The organism is Paraburkholderia solitsugae, assembly GCF_013177695.1.
GTDB lineage: Bacteria > Pseudomonadota > Gammaproteobacteria > Burkholderiales > Burkholderiaceae > Paraburkholderia > Paraburkholderia solitsugae.
In genome coordinates this window covers 161,286-180,140 of sequence record NZ_WOEY01000018.1, presented here as the reverse complement: position 1 = coordinate 180,140, position 18,855 = coordinate 161,286, and the positions used below count along the sequence as shown (strand labels likewise).

Genomic DNA, 18,855 nt, shown 5'->3' with positions numbered 1-18,855 from the left:
GACTACCTGAGCGACCGCATCTCATGCACCGATCAGATTCCCCTCCTGCCTCACCTCCTCGAACAACGCATCGTTCTGCCTGCTTGAGCAGTACGCCGACGCTCGCCCCAGGTTATTGAGAAGTTACCGGGACAGATTTATTTGTCGGCGGTCCATACCGCGTCGACACGTCCGAGGAACAGTTTTATTTGTCGAAAATGGCCAAATCAGATTTGTTTTGACCGGATCAGGTTTCGATTGAGCGTCACCAATGGAATACATCGTAGGGCCGGTGCGGCGCACGATGTTTCGGTCCGACGTGAAGTGTCGATGTCGCCGGAACTGCCGGAAAGGCGGGGCGTGGAGCCGATGCAAACCACGGTGCACCGCGTGGTGCGCCGTGGCGAAACAACTCGATTAGCGCGGTTGCGGTGCGTCTTTGATAAACGGCGTAGTCAATGCCCCGAGAATGCAGATCGCGCCGACATACAGCGGCGCGGCCATCGGGTTCGACTTCATCATCAGCGAAACGGCGATCGGTGTGAGGCCGCCGAACACCGCGTAAGCGACGTTATATGAGAACGAGATGCCCGAGAACCGCACGACCGGCGGGAACGACTTGACCAGCACGAACGGAATCGCGCCGATCACGCCGACGAAAAGACCGGCCACGGCATACAGCGGCACCAGCACCGAAGTATCGACGGCGAGTTGCTGGAACATTACGTAGTACGTCACCGCCAGCGCGAGGCCGCCGATGAAAATCGTGCGCCCCGCGCCGATCCGGCCGGCGATCGAACCTGCCATCACGCAGCCGATCGTCAGGCACAGCGTCGCCACGCAGTTCGCCAGCAACGCGGTGGCCGGCGCGATATGAAACTGCTTTTGCAGCAGCGTCGGCGTCATCAGAATCACCACGACAATCGCGGCCGACAGCATCCACGTGAGCAGCATGGACACGATCACGGCACGGCCATGGTCGCGCAGCACGGCCTTGAGCGGCACTTCCGCGGCGATCGCCTTACGTTGCTTGAGCTCGGCGAACACGGGCGTCTCATGCAGCCAGCGGCGCAGATAAACCGAGAACATGCCGAACACGCCGCCCACCAGGAACGGAATGCGCCATGCGTACGCGGAGATTTCCGCCGGCGCGAAGTTGCGGTTCACCGCCGATGCGATCAGCGAGCCGAGCAGGATGCCCGCCGTGAGGCCGGCCGTCAGCGTGCCGCACGCATAGCCGATGTGCCGCTGCGGCACGTGTTCGGACACGAACACCCATGCGCCCGGCACTTCGCCGCCGACCGCTGCGCCTTGCATCACGCGGAACACCAGCAGCAATACCGGCGCCATCACGCCGATGCTGGCGTAGGTGGGCAGCAGGCCCATCATCAGCGTCGGCACCGACATCAGCAGCACGCTCAGCGTGAACATGCGCTTGCGGCCGAACAGGTCACCGAAATGCGCCATGATGATGCCGCCGAGCGGCCGTGCCAGATAGCCTGCCGCGAAGATGCCGAAGGTTTGCACCTGACGCAGCCAGTCCGGCATCGCGGCGGGGAAGAACAACTGGCCGATCGCCGGCGCAAAGAATACGAAGATGATGAAGTCGTAAAACTCCAGCGCCCCGCCGAGCGCGGCGAGGCCGAGCGTCTTGTAATCGCTTCGCCCAAGAGGGCGTGGGGTGACAGCCTGCGCTCCACCCAGATTTGTCGCTTGCATTGCTTGTGTCTTGTCTTGAATTGGAAACCACACGTAGCGCGTGGAAATACGGCGGTCGTCGGGCGGGAAGTGTGGGAAGCGCTGGGTAGAGCACGGGACACCGGCGCGCCGCCCGGGTAGGGCAAGCGCGATGACGACTGGGACCAGGGCGGCGATTTTACAGGATGAAAGCCGTTCGCTTCGGGAAGTGCTTAATTAGATTGGGAAAAGTTCCCCGAGACCTGCCTTTTCGACGGCTGGCGGGACCACAAGGGCTGCGCGTCGTGCGAGCCGCAGCGGTAGGGTGTAAGAATGCTGTGCAGCGCTGTCGGAACTAGGCGATTGGTGCGCAAATTAGGAATGCTCCTATGGGATGGCGTGGGCGTCCCTCTGAGAATCGCGTCCGAGCTATCAGTTAAGAGTCATCCCATGCGTATTGCCATCCTTCAGCGTGACCCGGTCTTGCGTCAGTCGATCGAAAAGATCCTCATGAGCGCCAGCCATACCTGTATGGCCTATGACGACGGTCTGGCCATGTCGAAAGCGCTCGCCCGTTCCACCGTGGACATGCTGGTATTGGACTGGCAAGGCACGCGCCTGTCCGGCGACGAAGTCCTGCGGTCGGTGCGCGCGGTCGGCGGCGACCGCTTGCCGGTCCTGTTCGCTTCGACGGAGACGTCGGAGGACAGCGTGGTGCGCGCCTTTGCCAGCGGGGCGGACGACTATGTCGGGCTGCCATTGCGGCCGGGCGAGTTCCGCGAGCGCGTGGCGGCGTTGCTGCGCCGTGCCTATCCGGACCGTTTCAACGCAGCAAGCTTTGACGTCGGCCCGTACCATTTCGACACGCATCGCCAGCTCGTCATGCTGCGCGGCCAGCCGGTCCCGCTATCGGGTACGCAATACCGGCTGGCGTCGCTGTTCTTTTCCAATATCGGCCGCGTGATGTCGCGCGACCATATCTTCGCGATGGTGTGGGGCCGTGAGTTCCGCGAGTTCACCCGCACAATCGACAGCCATGTGTCGCGCCTGCGTTTGCTGCTCGAGATCGAGCCGCAAAACGATTTCCGGTTGCAACCCGTTTACAAGAGTGGCTACCGGCTGCTGCATCTGCGGCAAGGCGAAGCCGTCAGTGAGAAGAAGGCGGCCTGAACTGGCGCCGGCAGATGGAACGGCGGGTGTTGCGGGCCGTATGCGCCGGCCTGCCCCCGCTTCCGGCTCGCGGCTGAAAGCGGGCCCGGGTTCATCGAGGTAACTTAAAGCTGCGGCAATACCGGCCGGGCTTCAATCGCCCGGCGGATCAACGCTTCCACCGCCTTGCGTTCATCTCCGGCCAACGGCAGACGCGGCGGCCGCACTGGCTCCGTGCCAAGCCCAACGATCGTCTCGACAAGCTTGATGTTTTGCACCAGCTTCGACGACACGTCGAGCGCGAGCAGGGGCGCGAACCAGCGATAGATCGCTCGGGCTTCTTCAAGACGGCCGGCCTTCAGCAACTTGTAAATCACGACCGTCTCGCGCGGAAACGCGCATACGAGACCGGCCACCCAGCCATGCGCGCCCATCAAGATCGCTTCCATCGCCAGGTTGTCGACGCCGCACAGGATCGCGAAGCGGTCGCCGACCACGTTGATCAGATCGGTCACGCGCCGCACATCGCCGCATGATTCCTTGATCGCGACGATCTTCTTTTCGTCGGCGATTTCCGCGAACATCTCGGGCGTCATGTCGACGCCATAGGCCAGCGGATTGTTATAGATCATCAGCGGCAGCGCGCTTGCATCGGCGACGCTGCGAAAGTGATGCAGCGTCTCACGCCGGTCGGACAGATAGCGCAGCCCGGGCAGCACCATGAAACCGGCTGCGCCGTGCCGGCTGCCGGCTTCGGCCTGGCGGCAGGCGTCGAGCGTGCTGTTCTCGGCGATCGTCAGCAGAACCGGCACGCGGCCACGCGCGGCCTCGACGGCGATGTCGAGCACTTGCAGCTTCTCGTCCAGCGAGAGTGTCGACGCTTCGCCTAGCGATCCGCACACGATGATGCCGTCCACGCCCGCGTCGATCTGAGCTTCGATATTCTTGCCGGTCCATTCGCGATCTATGCTGAAATCCGCGTGAAACTTGGTGGTCACTGCGGGCCATACGCCTTCCCAGATATGCGCCACGACTGCTCTCCTGAGTGTGTTGAGTTCAAGCGCAGTGTAAGCAGGGAAAACGCCGCCGTCTTGCGTGATTCACGCGTGGCAGATGACGATTTCAGCATAGTGGCTGTGCCTGCAAGCCAAACATGATCGGGCAGGCCGGTTATTTCGGGATAGGACGCACAGTGTGTCAAAGTCTTATGGACAGGGCATTACACGTGCTCTTGAGTCCGGCCGCCGTACGCCGTTCAAGTGTGGGTTTCGCCCGTTTCCAAAGATTGAGACGTGTGCGGACTGGCAGAAGCACTATGCTGAAATCGTCACAATCGGCGCTTAAGCACACCAAGACTTCGACGCCTGGTCTTCCTACCATGTGCATCATGAAAACCCTAGACATCATCGACTCGCACACCGGCGGTGAACCGACCCGCCTCGTGGTGTCGGGTGGCCCGGAGTTGGGCGGCGGCACGCTGGCGCAGCGTCTCGACGTGTTTCGCACCCATTTCGACGACTGGCGCGCGGGCATCGTCACCGAGCCGCGCGGCTCGGATGTGGTGGTCGGCGCGCTGCTGTGCGAACCGGACGACCCCGCGTGCGCGGCCGGCGTGATCTTCTTCAACAACGTCGGCTATCTCGGCATGTGTGGGCACGGCACGATCGGTCTCGTCGTCTCGCTCGCGCACTTGGGACGGATCGGGCCTGGGCGTCACCGGATTGAGACGCCGGTCGGCATCGTCGAAGCGACCCTCAACGAGGACGGCAGTGTGGCCGTGCGCAACGTGCCGGCTTATCGTTACCGGCAAGGCGTGCAGGTGGACGTGCCGGGCTACGGCAGGTTGAGTGGCGACATTGGCTGGGGCGGCAACTGGTTCTTTCTCGTCGCCGACCACGGGCGCACGCTGGAGGCTGCGCGTATCGCCGAGCTGACCGCGTTCAGTGGCGCAATCCGCGATGCGCTGATCGCGCAGCGCATCACCGGCGCGGACGGCGCCCTGATCGACCACATCGAACTGTTTGGACCCGGCTCGCGCGACGGTATCGACAGCCGCAGCTTCGTCCTCTGTCCCGGCAACGCGTATGACCGCTCGCCGTGCGGCACCGGCACGAGCGCGAAAATCGCCTGCCTCGCCGCCGACGGCAAGCTGGCCGTTGGCGCGGTGTGGCGGCAGGAGAGCATCATCGGCAGCGTCTTCGAGGCGAGCTATCGTGACGCCGCCGACGGTGTTTCGGTGATTCCGACCATCACCGGCCACGCGCACATCATGGCCGAAGGGCGTTTGTGTTTCGACGAGCGCGATCCGTTCGCGTGGGGTATCCGCACGGCATGACAGCGGATGCGTTGATTGTCGGCGCGGGCATTGTCGGCGCGGCTTGCGCGGCGGAGTTGGCCGCGCTCGGCTTGTGCGTCGAGGTACTCGACGCACACGGCATCGGCGGCGGCGCGACGGCGGCGGGCATGGGCCATATTGTCGTGATGAACGACTCACCCGCGGAATTCACGTTGAGCCGCTATTCGCGCGATTTGTGGCTGGCGCTCGCGCCGCAGTTGCGCCTACGCGACGCGTTCGCGCGCTGCGGCACGCTATGGGTCGCAGCCGACGACGAGGAATGGCAAGCCGCCAAAGCCATGCATGCCGCGTTCGAAGCACAGGGCGTCTGCGGCCAACTGCTCGACGCGGCTGCGTTGCGGGCGTGCGAACCGGCGCTCGCGGCATCGATGGCGGGCGGCTTGCGGATCGAGCACGACAGCATCGTGTATGCGCCCACCGTCGCCGAGTGGCTTCTGACGCAATCCTCAGGAGTCGAGAATATCCGTGTGCGGCTCGGCGCACGGGTTGCCGCAGTCAGCGCTGACGGTGTGACACTGGCCGACGGTGAGCGCATTAGCGCGGCACATGTGATCGTTGCCAATGGTCTGGGTGCTCAGCAACTGCTGCGGTCGCTGCCGTTGCAGCCGAAGAAGGGGCATCTGCTGATCACCGACCGCTACCCCGAACTCATTCGCCATCAACTGCTCGAACTCGGCTATATCAAGAGCGCGCATCACGCGGCCGGCACCTCGGTGGCATTCAATGCGCAGCCGCGGCCTACAGGCCAGTTGCTGATCGGCTCGTCGCGCCAGTTCGACACAACCGATGCCGCCGTCGACATGCCGGTACTCGCTCAGATGCTGCAGCGTGCCGCACACTATCTGCCGGTCCTGCCGACACTCAATGGCATCCGCGCGTGGACCGGCTTTCGCGCGGCATCGCCTGATGGTTTGCCGTTGATCGGTCCGGCCGGCGATTTTGCGCCTGGCGTGTGGCTCGCTGTCGGACACGAAGGCCTTGGCGTGACGACCTCGCTGGCAACTGCAAAGTTGCTCGCCGCGCAAATCATGGGGAACGTCGCGCCGATTCCTGTCGAGCCGTACCTGCCGGGCCGTTTTGCGCAGGAGGTGGCCTATGACTAACGCTGATGCAGCGTGCGTCCGCTTGACGATCGACGGTAGAAGCATTGCGGTCGAAGCGGGTACGACCGTGGCTGCGGCGCTTGTCGTTGCAGGTGTGCGCGGCACGCGGACTTCGGTTAGCGGCCAACCGCGCGCGGCACTGTGCGGGATGGGCGTGTGCCAGGAGTGCCGCGTCACGATCGACGGCCGGATGTATGCGCTAGCGTGCCAGACGCTTTGCCGCGAAGGGCAGGTGGTTTGCACCCCTACCACCACGGGCACGCGATGAAGCAGCACTTCGATATCGTCGTGGTGGGCGCCGGTCCCGCCGGGTTGAACGCCGCGCAGGCAGCGGCGCGCGAGGGCGCCACGGTCGCGCTGCTCGACGACAATCCGCGCGCCGGTGGTCAAATCTGGCGGCAAGGTCCGGGCCATCCGCCGCAAGCGCCGCTGCACGGGTTGCTCGCCGCCTTGAAGATGCACAACAACGTCACCCTTTTGCCGTCGACTCGCGTGATCGCGCCTCTGGGTCCGCGCGGTTTGCTGCTTGAGTCGGCTGAGCAGGGTGGCGTGTCCATCAGCTACGATCGGTTGATCCTCGCGACCGGCGCGCGCGAGCGGCTATTGCCATTCGCCGGCTGGACGCTGCCCGGCGTGACCGGTGCAGGCGCGCTTCAGGCACTCATCAAAGGCGGCATGCCGGTGCGCGGCGAACGGATCGTGATCGCAGGCAGCGGCCCTTTGCTGATCGCCGCGCTCGCTACCGCGCGTGCTGCTGGGGCGCGGGTCGCGGCGGTGGTGGAACAGGCGTCTGCGCTCAAGGTCGCCCGCTTCGGCGTCTCGTTGTTGAGCGAGCCCGCGAAATTGCGGCAAGCCGTTGCCATGACGCGTGGCTTCGCGGGACTGCGCTACTGGACCGGCAGCATCGTGCGGCAAGCGGAGGGTGAAGGCCGCGTCGAGCGCGTAACGATCCAGCGCGGTCATCGGGACTTGACGCTTGACTGTGACCGCATCGCCTGCGGCTATGGACTCGTGCCGAATATCACGCTCGCGCAAGCGCTCGGCTGTGCGATCAATGAAGCAGGCGAGATCGTCGTCGACGGTGAGCAGCGGACGTCGATCGACGGCGTACTGGCGGCAGGCGAATGCACGGGCGTCGGCGGCGCGGAGCTGGTGGGTGTGGAAGGCGAGCTCGCGGGCCTTTCGGCAAGCGGCGCCCTCGCCAGCCGCACCGCACTGCGTGCGCAACGAGCCCGCTGGCAGCGTTTCGGCACGCGCGTCGAAGCGGCGTTTGCCCTGCAAGCCGCCGCGCGCACGCCACCCGGCGACGCCACGCTGCTCTGCCGGTGCGAAGACGTCAGCATCGGCGAGGTGCGTGCCTATCCGGATTGGCGCGAGGCGAAGCTGCATACCCGCTGCGGAATGGGCGCATGCCAGGGACGAATCTGCGGTGCCGCGGCTGGATTGTATTTCGGCTGGCAAGCCGCAACGCCGCGCCCGCCGTTCAGTCCTGCGCAAGTCGGCACGTTGATGGCGGCAAGTGCGGAGCAGCCGCTGGCCGAATGACACCGGTCTCCTGACGCTTGCTGGATATTATCGGTGGCGACGCGGCCCTATAATCGACCGCACACGCCAACCGTCCAATTGTACGAACGAGTGCATCGGCGAACGCATGGTTGAATGCACTGGCACACGCCGGCAAGCGAACCCGCGAATGCTTCAGCCAATGTACCGACAGATGTACCGGTAACCGCACCAATAACTGCACCGACCACGGAACCCGCACGATGAACACGCTGGCTCATCCGCTCGAACCGGACGACGCAACGCTGTCCGGCATGCTGTCGCATTTCACGCTGCTCGAGCCTGTGTTCGACGCGATGCCTGACGTCGTGTTCTTCGTCAAGGACGAGCACGCCCGCTATGTGCTGGTCAATCGGACGCTGGCCTCGCGCTGCGGTTTCAAGGAAAAGGCCGCGTTGCTCGGCAAGACCGCCGAGGACGTCTTCCCGCGCCGTTTCGGCCGCATCTACACCGCACAGGATGAAGCGATCATCAATATCGGCAGCCAGATGATCGATCAACTGGAGTTGCACCTGTATCCCGGCCGCCAGCCGGGTTGGTGCCTGACCTGCAAGCAGCCGTTGCGCGATCCGGCGGGCAAGGTGGTCGGCCTCGCCGGCATCTCCCGCGACCTGAAAGCGGACGAAAGCAGTCATCCCGCTTACAGCCGGCTGGCGGCGGTGGTGCAGTCCATCCAGGAAAATTACGTGCAGCCGTTAAATCTGAAACAGCTTGCTACGATGGCGGATATGTCGGTGGCGCAACTGGAGCGCTACTTTCACAAAGTGTTTCATTTGACGCCGCGCCAGGTGTTGCTGAAAACGCGACTGGACGCCGCCACCGCGCTGCTGGTCTCGCACGACAAGGTCACCGACGTCGCCGCGCTCTGCGGCTACACCGACCACAGCGCCTTTACGCGCCAATTCAAGGCGACCGTCGGCGTCACGCCGACCGAGTACCGGATGCTGCTGCACGGAACCGCGCGAAGCTGATCTGCCACACATGGTTCGTCGCAAGCATCATTACTACGTCTACGTTGTCGCACTCGACGACACGGTCTGGAATGAGGCGCGCTTTCGCCGCGCGAATCCGGATTACCGGTTCGACAAACCGTGCGTCTACGTGGGAATGACGGGACTGGACCCGGATCTGAGATTCGACCGGCACAAGGCCGGCATTCAGGCAAATCGCTATGTGCGCGATTACGGCCTGCGCCTCTTGCCCGAATTGTATGAAGTGTTCAATCCCATGCCTTACCGAGGCGCACAGGATATGGAGGTGGAATTGGCGATTGGACTGCGCGAGGCGGGGTACGGCGTCTGGCAGGCGTAATGAAACCGCAAGATTCGCCTTATTTCACGCCAAGCCCGCGCAACACTGCATTGCCTTCGGGCGTCAGACGGATATGCGAGGCGCCTTCGTGGCCGGCAACCGTTTCGATCAGGCCGGCTTCGTGAAGCTGTGGAATCTCGGGTTTCGCGGATGCGTCGATCGGCGCGTGCAACAACAGCAGCAGCGTTGCCAGTTCGTGGTGGCTCAGCAGGCGGCGCAGAATTGTGGGCCGCTTTGCCGGTGCCGTCGTCTCATTCGTGTTGTGATCGGGCTGGTTCATGGAGCGCACCTTGTGCGGGATAGTGTCGGGTGGATCATGCGGACGAAGTCTTAAACGATTCTTAAGATCCATTGTGATGTAACACCGTGACACTATGATTGCGCCGGAACAAGTTACCGACAGTTACACTTGGTCGATTATTACCTTTGCTTACCTTACGGCGCGCAGGTTTTGCTCGCCGATTCAATCCACAGATTGCTCACGTGGCGCTTGCCCGCGTAGAAGCGATAAGTCGTCGCGCCATTGTCGCTGCGCACCTTGACGATATTCGAATCGCCGAAGTCGAGCATCTGGCCTTGCGGGATGTCGGTCGACTTGAACGCGTCATTGTGGCTGGTCGCCACTTGCGTCAGGCAGGCGACCACGTCGTTGACCGAGCGCTGCGTCGTGGTGTCGATGACGGGTTCGCCGGCATCCGGATTTTTCTGGAAGTACGCGCAAGCGCTGAGAAGCAGGGGCACTGACAGGACTACGGCAAACTTCTTCATATCTCTCCTGGCGTTTCATTCGGACGACGGGGCGCGGGACGCCCGCATGGGGCAGCGCGCGCGGCACCGGGCCGCGGATCAACCGCCATTATATCGGCGCGGCGCGCCCGCTTGACCCGATGAAGCACGGGCCGTGCCCGATCCGCCCGAATCGACGGGCAGCAGGCCGCCTGCCGCCGTCTTCCCGCGTGGCAGGCCGAACGCCTATTTGCGGCGCTGGGCCTGCGCGGCGAGCCGCACAGCCGCATTGGCCGCGCCATAGCCCTCGTAGCCACCGCGCCGTTCGACAATCTCCAGAAAAAACCGCTGATCCAGTTGTTCGGTGTACGCGTGGAAGAACTCGCCGCCGCGTTCATCGCGGTCATACAGGATATTGTGCGCGCGCAGCGCCTCGAGCGTCTCGTCCGGCAGCGCATAGCGAGCCTCGAGGTCGTCGTAGTAATTGCGCGGGATGCGCAGCACCGGCAGACCGTCGGCGACGAATTCGGGAACCGCGCTGAAAATGTCGCCTGTGCTGAACGCGACGTGGTTCAGGCCCGAGCCGTGGTATGTGTGCAATGCCTCAGCCACCGCCGTGTGATGGTCCACCGACGCGTTCAATACGATGCGCACCGACCCGTCATGACTGCGCAGCGCGCGGCTGCGCACCAGCCCGTACGGGTCGGGCACCAGTACGCCCGGCTCGGCCTGGAAGCCGAGCGCGGTCCGCAGGAACAGCACCCACGTATCCAGCGACGGCGCCGGCACCGACAGGCAGACGTGGTCGATGCGCGTGAGCGGCCCCACTTCAGTCGGACCGTTGACGTCGGTGAGGACGAAATCGGCTTCGAACAGGGTGGGCTGGTCCGGCGTCTCGTCGACGAAATAGTTCAGGCTCCCGTCGGGCGCCTGCACAGCCGGCAGCACGCGTTCGTTCGGGCCGATCTGGCCCGAGAACGGGGCATAGCCGAACCCGGCGGCGCGCTCGAACGCCTGATTGGCGTCATCCACGCGAAATGCCGACGCGCACAGCGACAAACCATGCTGCTGGAAGAAGGCGTTGGCGAATGAATCCGGTTCGGCGTTCAGCACGATCGATGCCGCGCCGTGCTGAAACAGCGTCACATCTTTCGAACGATGCTGGCCGGCCTGGCGAAAGCGCAGCTTGCCGAGCCAGTCGACAAGATGCGCGCGGGTGGTGTGGTCGACCGCGAACTCGAGAAACTGATAGCCGACATGCGCGGGCGCGGCGGGCGATTGATAGAGCTGGCCGACAGGCTGCTGCGTGGACTCGAGCAGCGCGCGCGTCTGTTCCTCGAGGAAGAGCAGCGAGCGATGGCCGTCCGCCGCGGTGATGGTGGTCGGTGCGGCGCGAAAGCCGTCGTTGAAAATTTCGAGCGACAGCGGCCCTGTGTAACCGGTTTTCACGACCTGCGCGGTGAAGCCCGCCAGATCGAAATCGCCCTGGCCCGGAAAACAGCGGTAGTGGCGGCTCCATTCGAGCACGTCCATGGCCAGCTTCGGCGCGTCGGCGATTTGCACGAAGGCGATGCGTTCGCCTGGAATGTCGGCGATCGCGTCCACCGTATCGTTTAGCGACAGCGTATGAAAGCTGTCGAGCACGAGCCCGAGATTCGGATGGTTCACCGCGTTGACGAGCTTCCACGCATGGCGGTAGGTTTTCACGTGCTTGCCCCACGCGAGTGCCTCATAACCGGCGATCACGCCGGCTGCTTCGGCCGCGCGGGCCAACGCGCCCAACTGGTCGGTCATCAGCGAATCGTCGCCGATGGTGTCGGGCGAGACGTTGCTGCACACCAGAATCCGGTCCGTCCCCAGTTCGTGCATCACGTCGAACTTGCGCTTCGCCCGATCCAGATTGCGCTCGAGGCGCTCCGGGCTCACCCCGTCGAAATCGCGGAACGGCTGGAACAGCATGATTTTCAGCCCGAGATCCTCGGCGATGCGCCGCACCTCGGCGGGCGAGCCGTCGAAATACAGCAGGTCGTTCTCAAAGATCTCGACGCCTTCGAAGCCCGCCGCCTGGATGGCGGTCAGCTTTTCGACGAGGGTCCCGCTGATCGACACGGTGGCAATCGAACGTTGCATGAACGACTCCTGAAAAAACAATGAAGCAGCTGTTGGGAGGGCGCGAAACGGCCGCCTTGCCGCGTCCGCGCACCTTGCGGTCCGCCATATTGCAATGCGCAAAATGGTCTAGCCAGTTACCCGCAACCAGCAAGAGGCGGACTGAAAACGCCAACATTAACCGCAATTTTCGACAGTTTATACAAACTAACTAGATGGTACAAATTCGTATAAACCCCGAATGACGATTGCGGCCAATGCGCGCACACTGCATTCACGTTGTAGAGCTGCGGCGCGTGCTGTGGCCCGCTTTATGTCTTACTTTTGCAGGAGTAGTCATTATGAGTTTTGCATCTGTGCTGGTCCTCAACGGACCGAATCTCAACCTGCTCGGCACGCGTGAGCCGACCATCTATGGCTCGGAAACGCTCGACGACGTCGCGAAACTTTGCCGCGACGCGGGCGATCGGCTGGATCTGGCGGTCGACTTCTGTCAATCGAACGCCGAGCATCAACTCATCGACTGGCTGCATGCGGCGCGCAGCAAGGTCGACGGCATCGTGATCAATCCTGCGGCTTACACGCATACCTCGGTGGCGATTGCCGACGCGCTCACCGCCATCGAAAAGCCCGTCATCGAAGTGCACATTTCAAACGTGCATCGCCGTGAAGCGTTCCGGCATCACTCGTACGTGTCGGCGGTGGCCGAGGCGATCATCGTCGGCTGCGGTACGCAGGGCTATGTGCTCGCGCTGGAGCGGATGGCGACCATCCTTAAGAATAGGGCGGCAAAATGAACGAACAAGCGAACGAACAAGCGAACACTCAAGCGAGCGCAAAATCCTTTCTCGTCGGCCTGATCGGCGCGGGCATCGGCGGATCGCTCAGCCCCGCGATGCATGAGGAAGAGGGCAGCAAGCTCGGCCTGCACTATGTGTACCGCCGCATCGATCTGGAAGCGTTGAAGCTGGACATCACGGCGCTCCCCGATTTACTCGTTGCCGCCGAGCGTATGGGCTACAACGGGCTGAACATCACGTACCCGTGCAAGCAAGCCGTGATCCCGCTGCTCGACGAACTGTCCGACGACGCGCGCGCGCTCGGCGCGGTCAACACGGTTCTATTCAAGGACGGCAAACGTATCGGCCACAACACCGATTGGTCCGGTTTCGCGCGCGCGTTTCAACGCGGCTTGCCGGACGTGTCGCTCGAGCGCCTCGTGCAACTGGGCGCGGGCGGCGCGGGGGCGGCAGTCGCGCATGCCGCGCTGACGATGGGTGCGCAAACGCTTACGCTGTTCGACGTGGACCCCGCGCGCGCCGCATCGCTCGCTGCGGAATTGCAGAAGCGTTTCCCCGCCTCCACCGTGACCGCCGGCAGTTCGCTCACGGAATCGCTCCATGAATCGCTCGTGGCCGCTAACGGCCTGATTCATGCCACGCCCACAGGGATGGCGAAATTGCCGGGCTTGCCGTTGCCGGTCGAATTGCTGCACCGCGGTTTGTGGGTAGCGGACATTGTCTATTTCCCGATTCGCACCGCACTGTTGCAGGCCGCCGAAGCGCTCGGCTGCCGCACGCTGAGCGGCGGCGGCATGGCGGTGTATCAGGCGGTCGACGCGATGCGAATCTTCACGGGTCTCGAGCCCGACGCCGAGCGCGTTTACACGCATTTCCAGTCCTTGTTGCAACGCTAAACCGGTAGCACGCGAGCCGTACACAACTGGTACACAACCAGACCGAGGAGACAGAGACGCCATGCCACAACCCATTCAATCGCCCCCCGCCGACGCAACGCCCCAGCCGAATGCCACGGCGAGCACCGTGCGCCGTTCGAAAGCCCGCTATCAGATTCTCTCGCTGCTAGCAATCGGTACGATGATCAACTATCTGGACCGCACGGTGCTCGGCATCGCGGCGCCGCAGTTGACGAAGGAACTCGGCATCAACGCCGCGCTCATGGGGCTGCTGTTCTCCGTGTTCTCCTGGAGCTATGTGGCTTCGCAGATTCCGGGCGGCCTGTTTCTCGACCGTTTCGGCAGCAGGGTGACGTATTTCCTCTCGATGACCTTCTGGTCGCTGTTCACGCTGGCGCAAGGTCTCGTGCACGGCATCGGCGCGTTGTTCGTGTTCCGGCTCGGCCTCGGCGTCGCGGAAGCGCCGTGCTTCCCGACCAATAGCCGGGTGGTGGCCACCTGGTTTCCGCAGAGCGAACGCGCGATGGCGACCGGCACTTACACGGTCGGCGAATACATCGGCCTCGCGTTTTTCAGTCCGTTTCTGTTCATGCTGATGGGCGCGTTCGGCTGGCGTTCGTTGTTCTACGTGGTGGGCGGCGTGGGCCTCGTGTTCGGCCTGATCTGGTGGGTGTTCTATCGCGAGCCGCACGATCATCCGACAGTCAATCAGGCGGAACTCGACTACATCGAAGCAGGCGGCGGTCTGACGCACGGGAAGAAGGACGCAGATCTCTCCGGCGCACCGGCGGCAGCGGGTGCAGCTGGCGCCGCGACTGCTACGGGAAAGGGTGGCTTCGAATGGCGCACCATCGGACGCCTGCTCAAGCATCGTCAGTTGGCCGGCATCTGCCTCGGCCAGTTCGCCAGTAACTCGACGCTGGTGTTCTTCCTCACCTGGTTCCCGACGTATCTCGCCACCGAACGCCATATGGCCTGGCTGAAGATCGGCTTCTTCGCGATCATGCCGTTCATTGCCGCGTCGATCGGTGTGATGTTCGGCGGCATCTTCTCCGACTGGCTGCTGCGACGCGGCAAGTCACCGAACGTGGCGCGCAAACTGCCGATCATTGCCGGCCTGCTGCTCGCGTCGACGATTATTTTGGCCAACTATGTCGAGAGCAACGTGGTGGTGATCGCGATTCTGTCAGTGGCGTTTTTCGCGCAGGGCATGGCGGCGCTGGGCTGGACGCTGGTGTCGGACATCGCGCCCGACGGCCTGCTTGGTGTGACCGGCGGCATCTTCAACTTTGCCGCCAATCTGGCCGGCATCGTGACGCCGTTGGTGGTGGGTTTCATCGTCGCGGCAACCGGCTCGTTTGTCGGTGCGCTGGTGTTCATCGGCGCGCTCGCATTGATCGGCGCGCTGTCTTACATCTTTATCGTCGGCGATATCAAGCGGATCGTGCTGGTGGATTGAACCGCACGCGTTGGTGAAATAGCCCGATCGGTTCGGCCTGATGGAATAGAGAAGGGGGACGTGGTGATGCCACGTCCCCCTTCTTTTATTGCAGTCTTGCCTCAGTCTTCCTTGCGCACGAAACGCAGCACGGCGTCGACGATCATCGCGCGATGACGCGCACGCAGGCGCGGGTGCGACGGATCGCGGCCGAACGCCGTACCGAAGGTATGGCGATTGCCGACGCGGTGAAAGCACAGCGAGCTGATCATCAGGTGCAGGTCGATCGCGTCGACGTCGCTGCGGAACAGTCCCGCCGCGATGCCGCGTGAGAGCAGATCTTCGATCGTATGAATGACGGTGACGTTGCGGCCTTTGAAGGACTTCACCTGCTCGACGTACTTCGCGCCGTGAATGTTCTCGATCGTCACGAGGCGCACGAAGTCGCGCTGGCGGTCGTGATAGTCGAACGTGAACTCGACCAGCGCGCGCATGCCCTCGATCGGATCGAGTTCGCTGACGTGCAGATCCTGTTCCAGTGCGCGAATGTCGCCGTACACTTTTTCCAGCACGGCCTGGTACAACCCTTCCTTGCTGCCGAAGTAGTAGTACAGCATGCGCTTGGTGGTGTTCGTGCGCTCCGCGATCGCGTCGACGCGCGCACCCGTCAGTCCCATCGCGGAGAACTCCTGGGTCGCGACGTCGAGAATGTTGCGCTTCGTCTGTTCGGGATCGTACTTGCGTCGGGCGTCGGTACGCGAGGCGTTGGACGCGATGCCGGTGGTATCAGGCTCGGCGGCCTTGCTTCCCTTTTTCATTGTGGTTTCGAGCGGCAGTGACGGCGCATTCTAGCATGGCCAAACCAGCCTCTGGAGCGGGTCTCCGGCATAAGCGTCTGCGTATTGAATCGCGTCACGGCGTCGACCGGTTCGAGGGGCGCCGGGCGGCGAGTGCGTCGCGCGTCTGCATGGCGGTATAGGTGAGTTGCGCGGCCGCGAGACCGAGCGCGCCGTAGGTGGGCGTCAGGCCGAAGGCCGCGAACGCGTCGGGCACCGGCCGTTCGCCGGAGATGGCCGCCGCCAGCAATTCGCCCGAGACGGTGGTGGGCGCCATGCCGTGCCCGCCGAAGCCGACCGCGTACCAGATGCCGTCCGTGCTGCGGCCGATTTGCGGCATCTTGTGCCGCGCGTAGCTCATCAGGCCGCCCCAGGCGTGCTCGATACGCACGTCGTGCAATTGCGGATAGACCTTCAGCAGATCGCGCCGCAACAGCCGCGCGATGATCTCAGGGGCGCGGTCGCGAACCGAGATGCGGCCGCCCCACAGGATGCGAGTGTCGGGCAGCGGGCGGTAGTAGTCGAAGGCGAAGCGCGTGTCGTAGACAGCCGCGCGGGTGTCCATCGCGTCTTTCAGGCGTGCGCCGAGCGGCTCGGTGGCCATCACGTAGGTGGCGATCGGCAACACCGCGCGTTCGACCCGTGGGTAGACGTTGCGCGCATAGCCGCCGCCGGCCATCACGACGTGGCGCGCTTCGAGCGTGCCGTGCGGTGTATGCACCACGAAATCCGAGCCTTCGAGCTGCAAGCGCACAACGGGCGATTTCTCGTGAATCTGCACGCCCGCGTTAGCCGCGGCACTCGCGACGCCGAGCACATATTTCAGCGGATGAAAGTGGAATGCGTTGCGCTCGAACAGGCCGCCGTGATAACGGTTCGTCTTCAGTTGCGAGGCAAGCTCCGCAGCCGCCATGGGTTCCCACTCGACACCGAACGAATCCCGCATCAAGCGCCGTTGCGTGTCGAGCCTTGCCGGTTCGTCGAACCAGTTGGCGAGGATCACGCCGGCATCGGTCACGTCGCAATCGATGCGATAGCGACGGATACGCTTCCTCATCAGATCGACGGCGTCGGTTGTCAGCGTGTAGAGTTCGCGCGCGCGGGCCGGCCCAAGGGTTTTCAGCAGATCCGCGCAATCGAGGCTGTAGCCGCCGAACACGAATCCGCCGTTGCGGCCGGAGGCGCCGAAGCCCACCTCCTCGGCTTCGAGGACGGCGACGTCGGTGACGCCGCGCTCGGCGAGTCCCAACGCTGTGGACAAACCCGCGAGGCCGCCGCCAATGATGCAGACGTTGACGCTGCGCCGGCCGGTTAGCGGCGCGTAAGCGGACGGGCGCCCGTCAGAGCGGGTCACGGTGGATTCGTAATAGCTTTGCATACAGCTAGGGTAGCGGCAACGGCGCGCCCGCGTCCAGCCATCTGACAATGCTTGCACTTCAGATCGGTTAAACAGAAGGCCGGCATCCGCAAAAAACGGATGCCGGCCTTGTCCGCTGCTGGACCGGTTCAGGACACCGGCAGCAGCTTGCCGCTGAACACCACCGGACCTGTAGGCGCATTGTGATCGGGCGAGCCGCCCGGCGCTTCGATCGAGACTGCCAGCGCTGCGTAGCGCTCAGGCTTTTGCTGACCGGCCGTGACCTTGCCGTTGGCGCTGTCCGGCAGCATGCCGAGCGACACTGGATGGCCATTGGCCGGAATGCCCCACAACTCCATCGCCCGCCCGGCCGGCAAGTCGACCTTGCCGAGCGGGTGCAGCGTCATGGTGGCGTGGGCTTCGTCCCACGCCACCAGCATGACCGGATGCGCTTCCTTGTCATTCAGCACCGCGACATGCGAAACGGCCGCTTCGGGTGTTTGCGGCTGTTGCGCGACGGTTGGCGCCGTGGCAGGCGTCACACCGGACGGCAACAGCGAGCGCACGGCGACCACCACGGCGACTGCGGCGAACCCGGTCACGCCGATTGCCCAGCCACGCCAGAACGCGAGGTTATCGAAGAGGCTGCCGGACGGACGCGCGGGTTTTTCGACCACGGTGCGGGGGTGTGTGGCTTGGCGTGCCGCCTCACGTGCCGAGCTCAGGCCGAGACGCCGCTCGATGGCACCCCACACGGCGGCCGGCGGCATGCGCGGTTCCGCGAGTTCGGCCAGAGGCGAGATCCGCCGCTGCCATGCTTCAACGGCCTGACGAATCACCGTATCGTGGTCCGCGTACTGTTGGAAGCGGCGCCGCGCGCCGCCACGCAGTGTGCCGAGCACATATTCGGCGGCCAGCATATCGACCAGCTGAGGATAGCGATGGAGATTCATCACTCACCTCCCAGGCAGGTTTTCAGCTTGGCAAGGCCGCGCCGGATCCAGGATTTGACTGTGCCGAGCGGCACGGTCAGAACGTCGGCAATCTCGCTATGGCTCTGATCTCGCAGGTAGGCGAGCGCAACCGCCTGACGCTGCGCCGGGTCCAGTTGCTGCATGCAGCCGGCCAGCAGACGTGCTTGCAGGCTGACCGCGGTCAGCGCTTCGGGATCCGGATCGCCGCTTGCCACAAGATCGTCCAACACATCGCTCCATTCTGTTTCCTGCTTGCTCACCCGCCGCAGGTGATCGAGCGCACGGTTCCGGACGATCGCCGACATCCACGTCATCGGGGCGGACAGTGCCCGGCGGTAATCGCCGGCAAAACGCCAGATATTGACGAAGCTGTCCTGCAAGACTTCTTCGGCCCACTCGTGCTTGCTCAATATACGAAGCGCAAGGCCAAACAGTTTCGGGGCAGCGAGATCATATAGCTCGCGCAGTGCCGCAGCGTCTTCCTTGGCTATGCGTTCGAGCAACTCGGCGAGGGCTTCCGGCGTCAGTTCTCGAGGATTGGCGGTCATGGGAAGTGGTGTGGTGAGCGTGCGAGCCTATGT

Annotated in this window: 19 protein-coding genes; 10 read left to right on the top strand and 9 right to left on the bottom strand. The window is 63.7% G+C overall.

Translation table 11 applies throughout. From position 1 onward, the window contains the following. Window positions 1-396: 396 nt before the first annotated feature. A complete protein-coding gene (locus GNZ12_RS05160; protein WP_172309333.1) occupies window positions 397-1,698 on the bottom strand; it encodes an MFS transporter in 1,302 nt (433 codons plus the stop codon). Window positions 1,699-2,106: 408 nt separating this feature from the next. Between GNZ12_RS05160 and GNZ12_RS05155 the strand changes: the two genes are divergently transcribed. Continuing rightward, window positions 2,107-2,826, top strand: coding sequence for a response regulator transcription factor (locus GNZ12_RS05155; RefSeq protein ID WP_172309344.1), 720 nt, complete (start codon window positions 2,107-2,109; stop codon window positions 2,824-2,826). Window positions 2,827-2,930: 104 nt separating this feature from the next. On the opposite strand, the gene GNZ12_RS05150 is transcribed toward GNZ12_RS05155, so the two are convergent. Further along, window positions 2,931-3,836: a dihydrodipicolinate synthase family protein gene (locus GNZ12_RS05150; protein ID WP_172309332.1), complete on the bottom strand. Its 906-nt coding sequence runs from the start codon at window positions 3,834-3,836 to the stop codon at window positions 2,931-2,933. A 347-nt stretch (window positions 3,837-4,183) separates the two neighbouring features. Here GNZ12_RS05150 and GNZ12_RS05145 point away from each other — a divergent pair, with 347 nt between their 5' ends. The 6 genes from GNZ12_RS05145 (at window position 4,184) to GNZ12_RS05120 (ending at window position 9,138) form a co-directional block, all read left to right on the top strand. Continuing rightward, the gene (locus GNZ12_RS05145; protein ID WP_172309331.1) at window positions 4,184-5,140 is read left to right on the top strand and encodes a 4-hydroxyproline epimerase; all 957 of its coding nucleotides are present in this window, start codon (window positions 4,184-4,186) and stop codon (window positions 5,138-5,140) included. Then, window positions 5,137-6,264 carry an NAD(P)/FAD-dependent oxidoreductase gene (locus GNZ12_RS05140; RefSeq protein WP_172309343.1) on the top strand — a complete coding sequence of 376 codons (1,128 nt, stop codon included), beginning with the start codon at window positions 5,137-5,139 and terminating at the stop codon, window positions 6,262-6,264. The genes GNZ12_RS05145 and GNZ12_RS05140 overlap by 4 nt, the downstream gene beginning before the upstream one ends. Then, window positions 6,257-6,532, top strand: a complete 276-nt coding sequence (locus GNZ12_RS05135) for a 2Fe-2S iron-sulfur cluster-binding protein (RefSeq protein WP_172309330.1) — start codon at window positions 6,257-6,259, stop codon at window positions 6,530-6,532. Before GNZ12_RS05140 ends, GNZ12_RS05135 begins: the two co-directional genes overlap by 8 nt. Further along, a complete protein-coding gene (locus tag GNZ12_RS05130; protein WP_172309329.1) occupies window positions 6,529-7,809 on the top strand; it encodes an FAD-dependent oxidoreductase in 1,281 nt (426 codons plus the stop codon). Before GNZ12_RS05135 ends, GNZ12_RS05130 begins: the two co-directional genes overlap by 4 nt. A 221-nt stretch (window positions 7,810-8,030) precedes the next feature. After that, window positions 8,031-8,798 (top strand): AraC family transcriptional regulator, encoded by a 768-nt coding sequence (locus GNZ12_RS05125; RefSeq protein ID WP_172309328.1) that lies wholly within the window; start codon window positions 8,031-8,033, stop codon window positions 8,796-8,798. 10 nt (window positions 8,799-8,808) lie between these two features. Next, window positions 8,809-9,138, top strand: coding sequence for a hypothetical protein (locus GNZ12_RS05120; RefSeq protein ID WP_028194912.1), 330 nt, complete (start codon window positions 8,809-8,811; stop codon window positions 9,136-9,138). A gap of 19 nt (window positions 9,139-9,157) precedes the next feature. Here the strand turns inward: GNZ12_RS05120 and GNZ12_RS05115 are convergent, their stop codons facing one another. The 3 genes from GNZ12_RS05115 to GNZ12_RS05105 all read right to left on the bottom strand — a co-directional run bounded on the left by GNZ12_RS05115 (window position 9,158) and on the right by GNZ12_RS05105 (window position 11,994). Next, window positions 9,158-9,418, bottom strand: coding sequence for a hypothetical protein (locus GNZ12_RS05115; RefSeq protein WP_172309327.1), 261 nt, complete (start codon window positions 9,416-9,418; stop codon window positions 9,158-9,160). A 155-nt stretch (window positions 9,419-9,573) separates the two neighbouring features. Next, the gene (locus tag GNZ12_RS05110) at window positions 9,574-9,906 is read right to left on the bottom strand and encodes a hypothetical protein (RefSeq protein WP_172309326.1); all 333 of its coding nucleotides are present in this window, start codon (window positions 9,904-9,906) and stop codon (window positions 9,574-9,576) included. A gap of 204 nt (window positions 9,907-10,110) precedes the next feature. Then, on the bottom strand, window positions 10,111-11,994 hold the full coding sequence (locus tag GNZ12_RS05105) for a bifunctional sugar phosphate isomerase/epimerase/4-hydroxyphenylpyruvate dioxygenase family protein (RefSeq protein ID WP_172309325.1): 1,884 nt from the start codon (window positions 11,992-11,994) through the stop codon (window positions 10,111-10,113). 320 nt (window positions 11,995-12,314) lie between these two features. On the opposite strand from GNZ12_RS05105, the gene aroQ reads away from it, so the two are divergent. The 3 genes from aroQ (at window position 12,315) to GNZ12_RS05090 (ending at window position 15,128) form a co-directional block, all read left to right on the top strand. Beyond that, window positions 12,315-12,770: a type II 3-dehydroquinate dehydratase gene (aroQ, locus tag GNZ12_RS05100; RefSeq protein ID WP_172309324.1), complete on the top strand. Its 456-nt coding sequence runs from the start codon at window positions 12,315-12,317 to the stop codon at window positions 12,768-12,770. Continuing rightward, window positions 12,767-13,669 (top strand): shikimate dehydrogenase, encoded by a 903-nt coding sequence (locus GNZ12_RS05095; protein ID WP_172309323.1) that lies wholly within the window; start codon window positions 12,767-12,769, stop codon window positions 13,667-13,669. The genes aroQ and GNZ12_RS05095 overlap by 4 nt, the downstream gene beginning before the upstream one ends. Window positions 13,670-13,730: 61 nt before the next feature. Beyond that, entirely contained in the window at window positions 13,731-15,128 is a 1,398-nt protein-coding gene (locus GNZ12_RS05090; RefSeq protein ID WP_172309322.1) for an MFS transporter, read from the top strand. 101 nt (window positions 15,129-15,229) lie between these two features. Here GNZ12_RS05090 and GNZ12_RS05085 read toward each other — a convergent pair whose 3' ends face one another. From GNZ12_RS05085 to GNZ12_RS05070, 4 genes are all read right to left on the bottom strand, one after another. Beyond that, window positions 15,230-15,925 carry a TetR family transcriptional regulator gene (locus tag GNZ12_RS05085; protein ID WP_172309321.1) on the bottom strand — a complete coding sequence of 232 codons (696 nt, stop codon included), beginning with the start codon at window positions 15,923-15,925 and terminating at the stop codon, window positions 15,230-15,232. Between the two features lie 94 nt (window positions 15,926-16,019). Further along, entirely contained in the window at window positions 16,020-17,321 is a 1,302-nt protein-coding gene (locus GNZ12_RS05080; protein WP_172309320.1) for an NAD(P)/FAD-dependent oxidoreductase, read from the bottom strand. Window positions 17,322-17,449: 128 nt separating this feature from the next. Continuing rightward, a complete protein-coding gene (locus GNZ12_RS05075) occupies window positions 17,450-18,253 on the bottom strand; it encodes an anti-sigma factor (RefSeq protein ID WP_172309319.1) in 804 nt (267 codons plus the stop codon). After that, window positions 18,253-18,822: an RNA polymerase sigma factor gene (locus tag GNZ12_RS05070; RefSeq protein ID WP_172309318.1), complete on the bottom strand. Its 570-nt coding sequence runs from the start codon at window positions 18,820-18,822 to the stop codon at window positions 18,253-18,255. The genes GNZ12_RS05075 and GNZ12_RS05070 overlap by 1 nt, the downstream gene beginning before the upstream one ends. Window positions 18,823-18,855 lie beyond the last annotated feature (33 nt).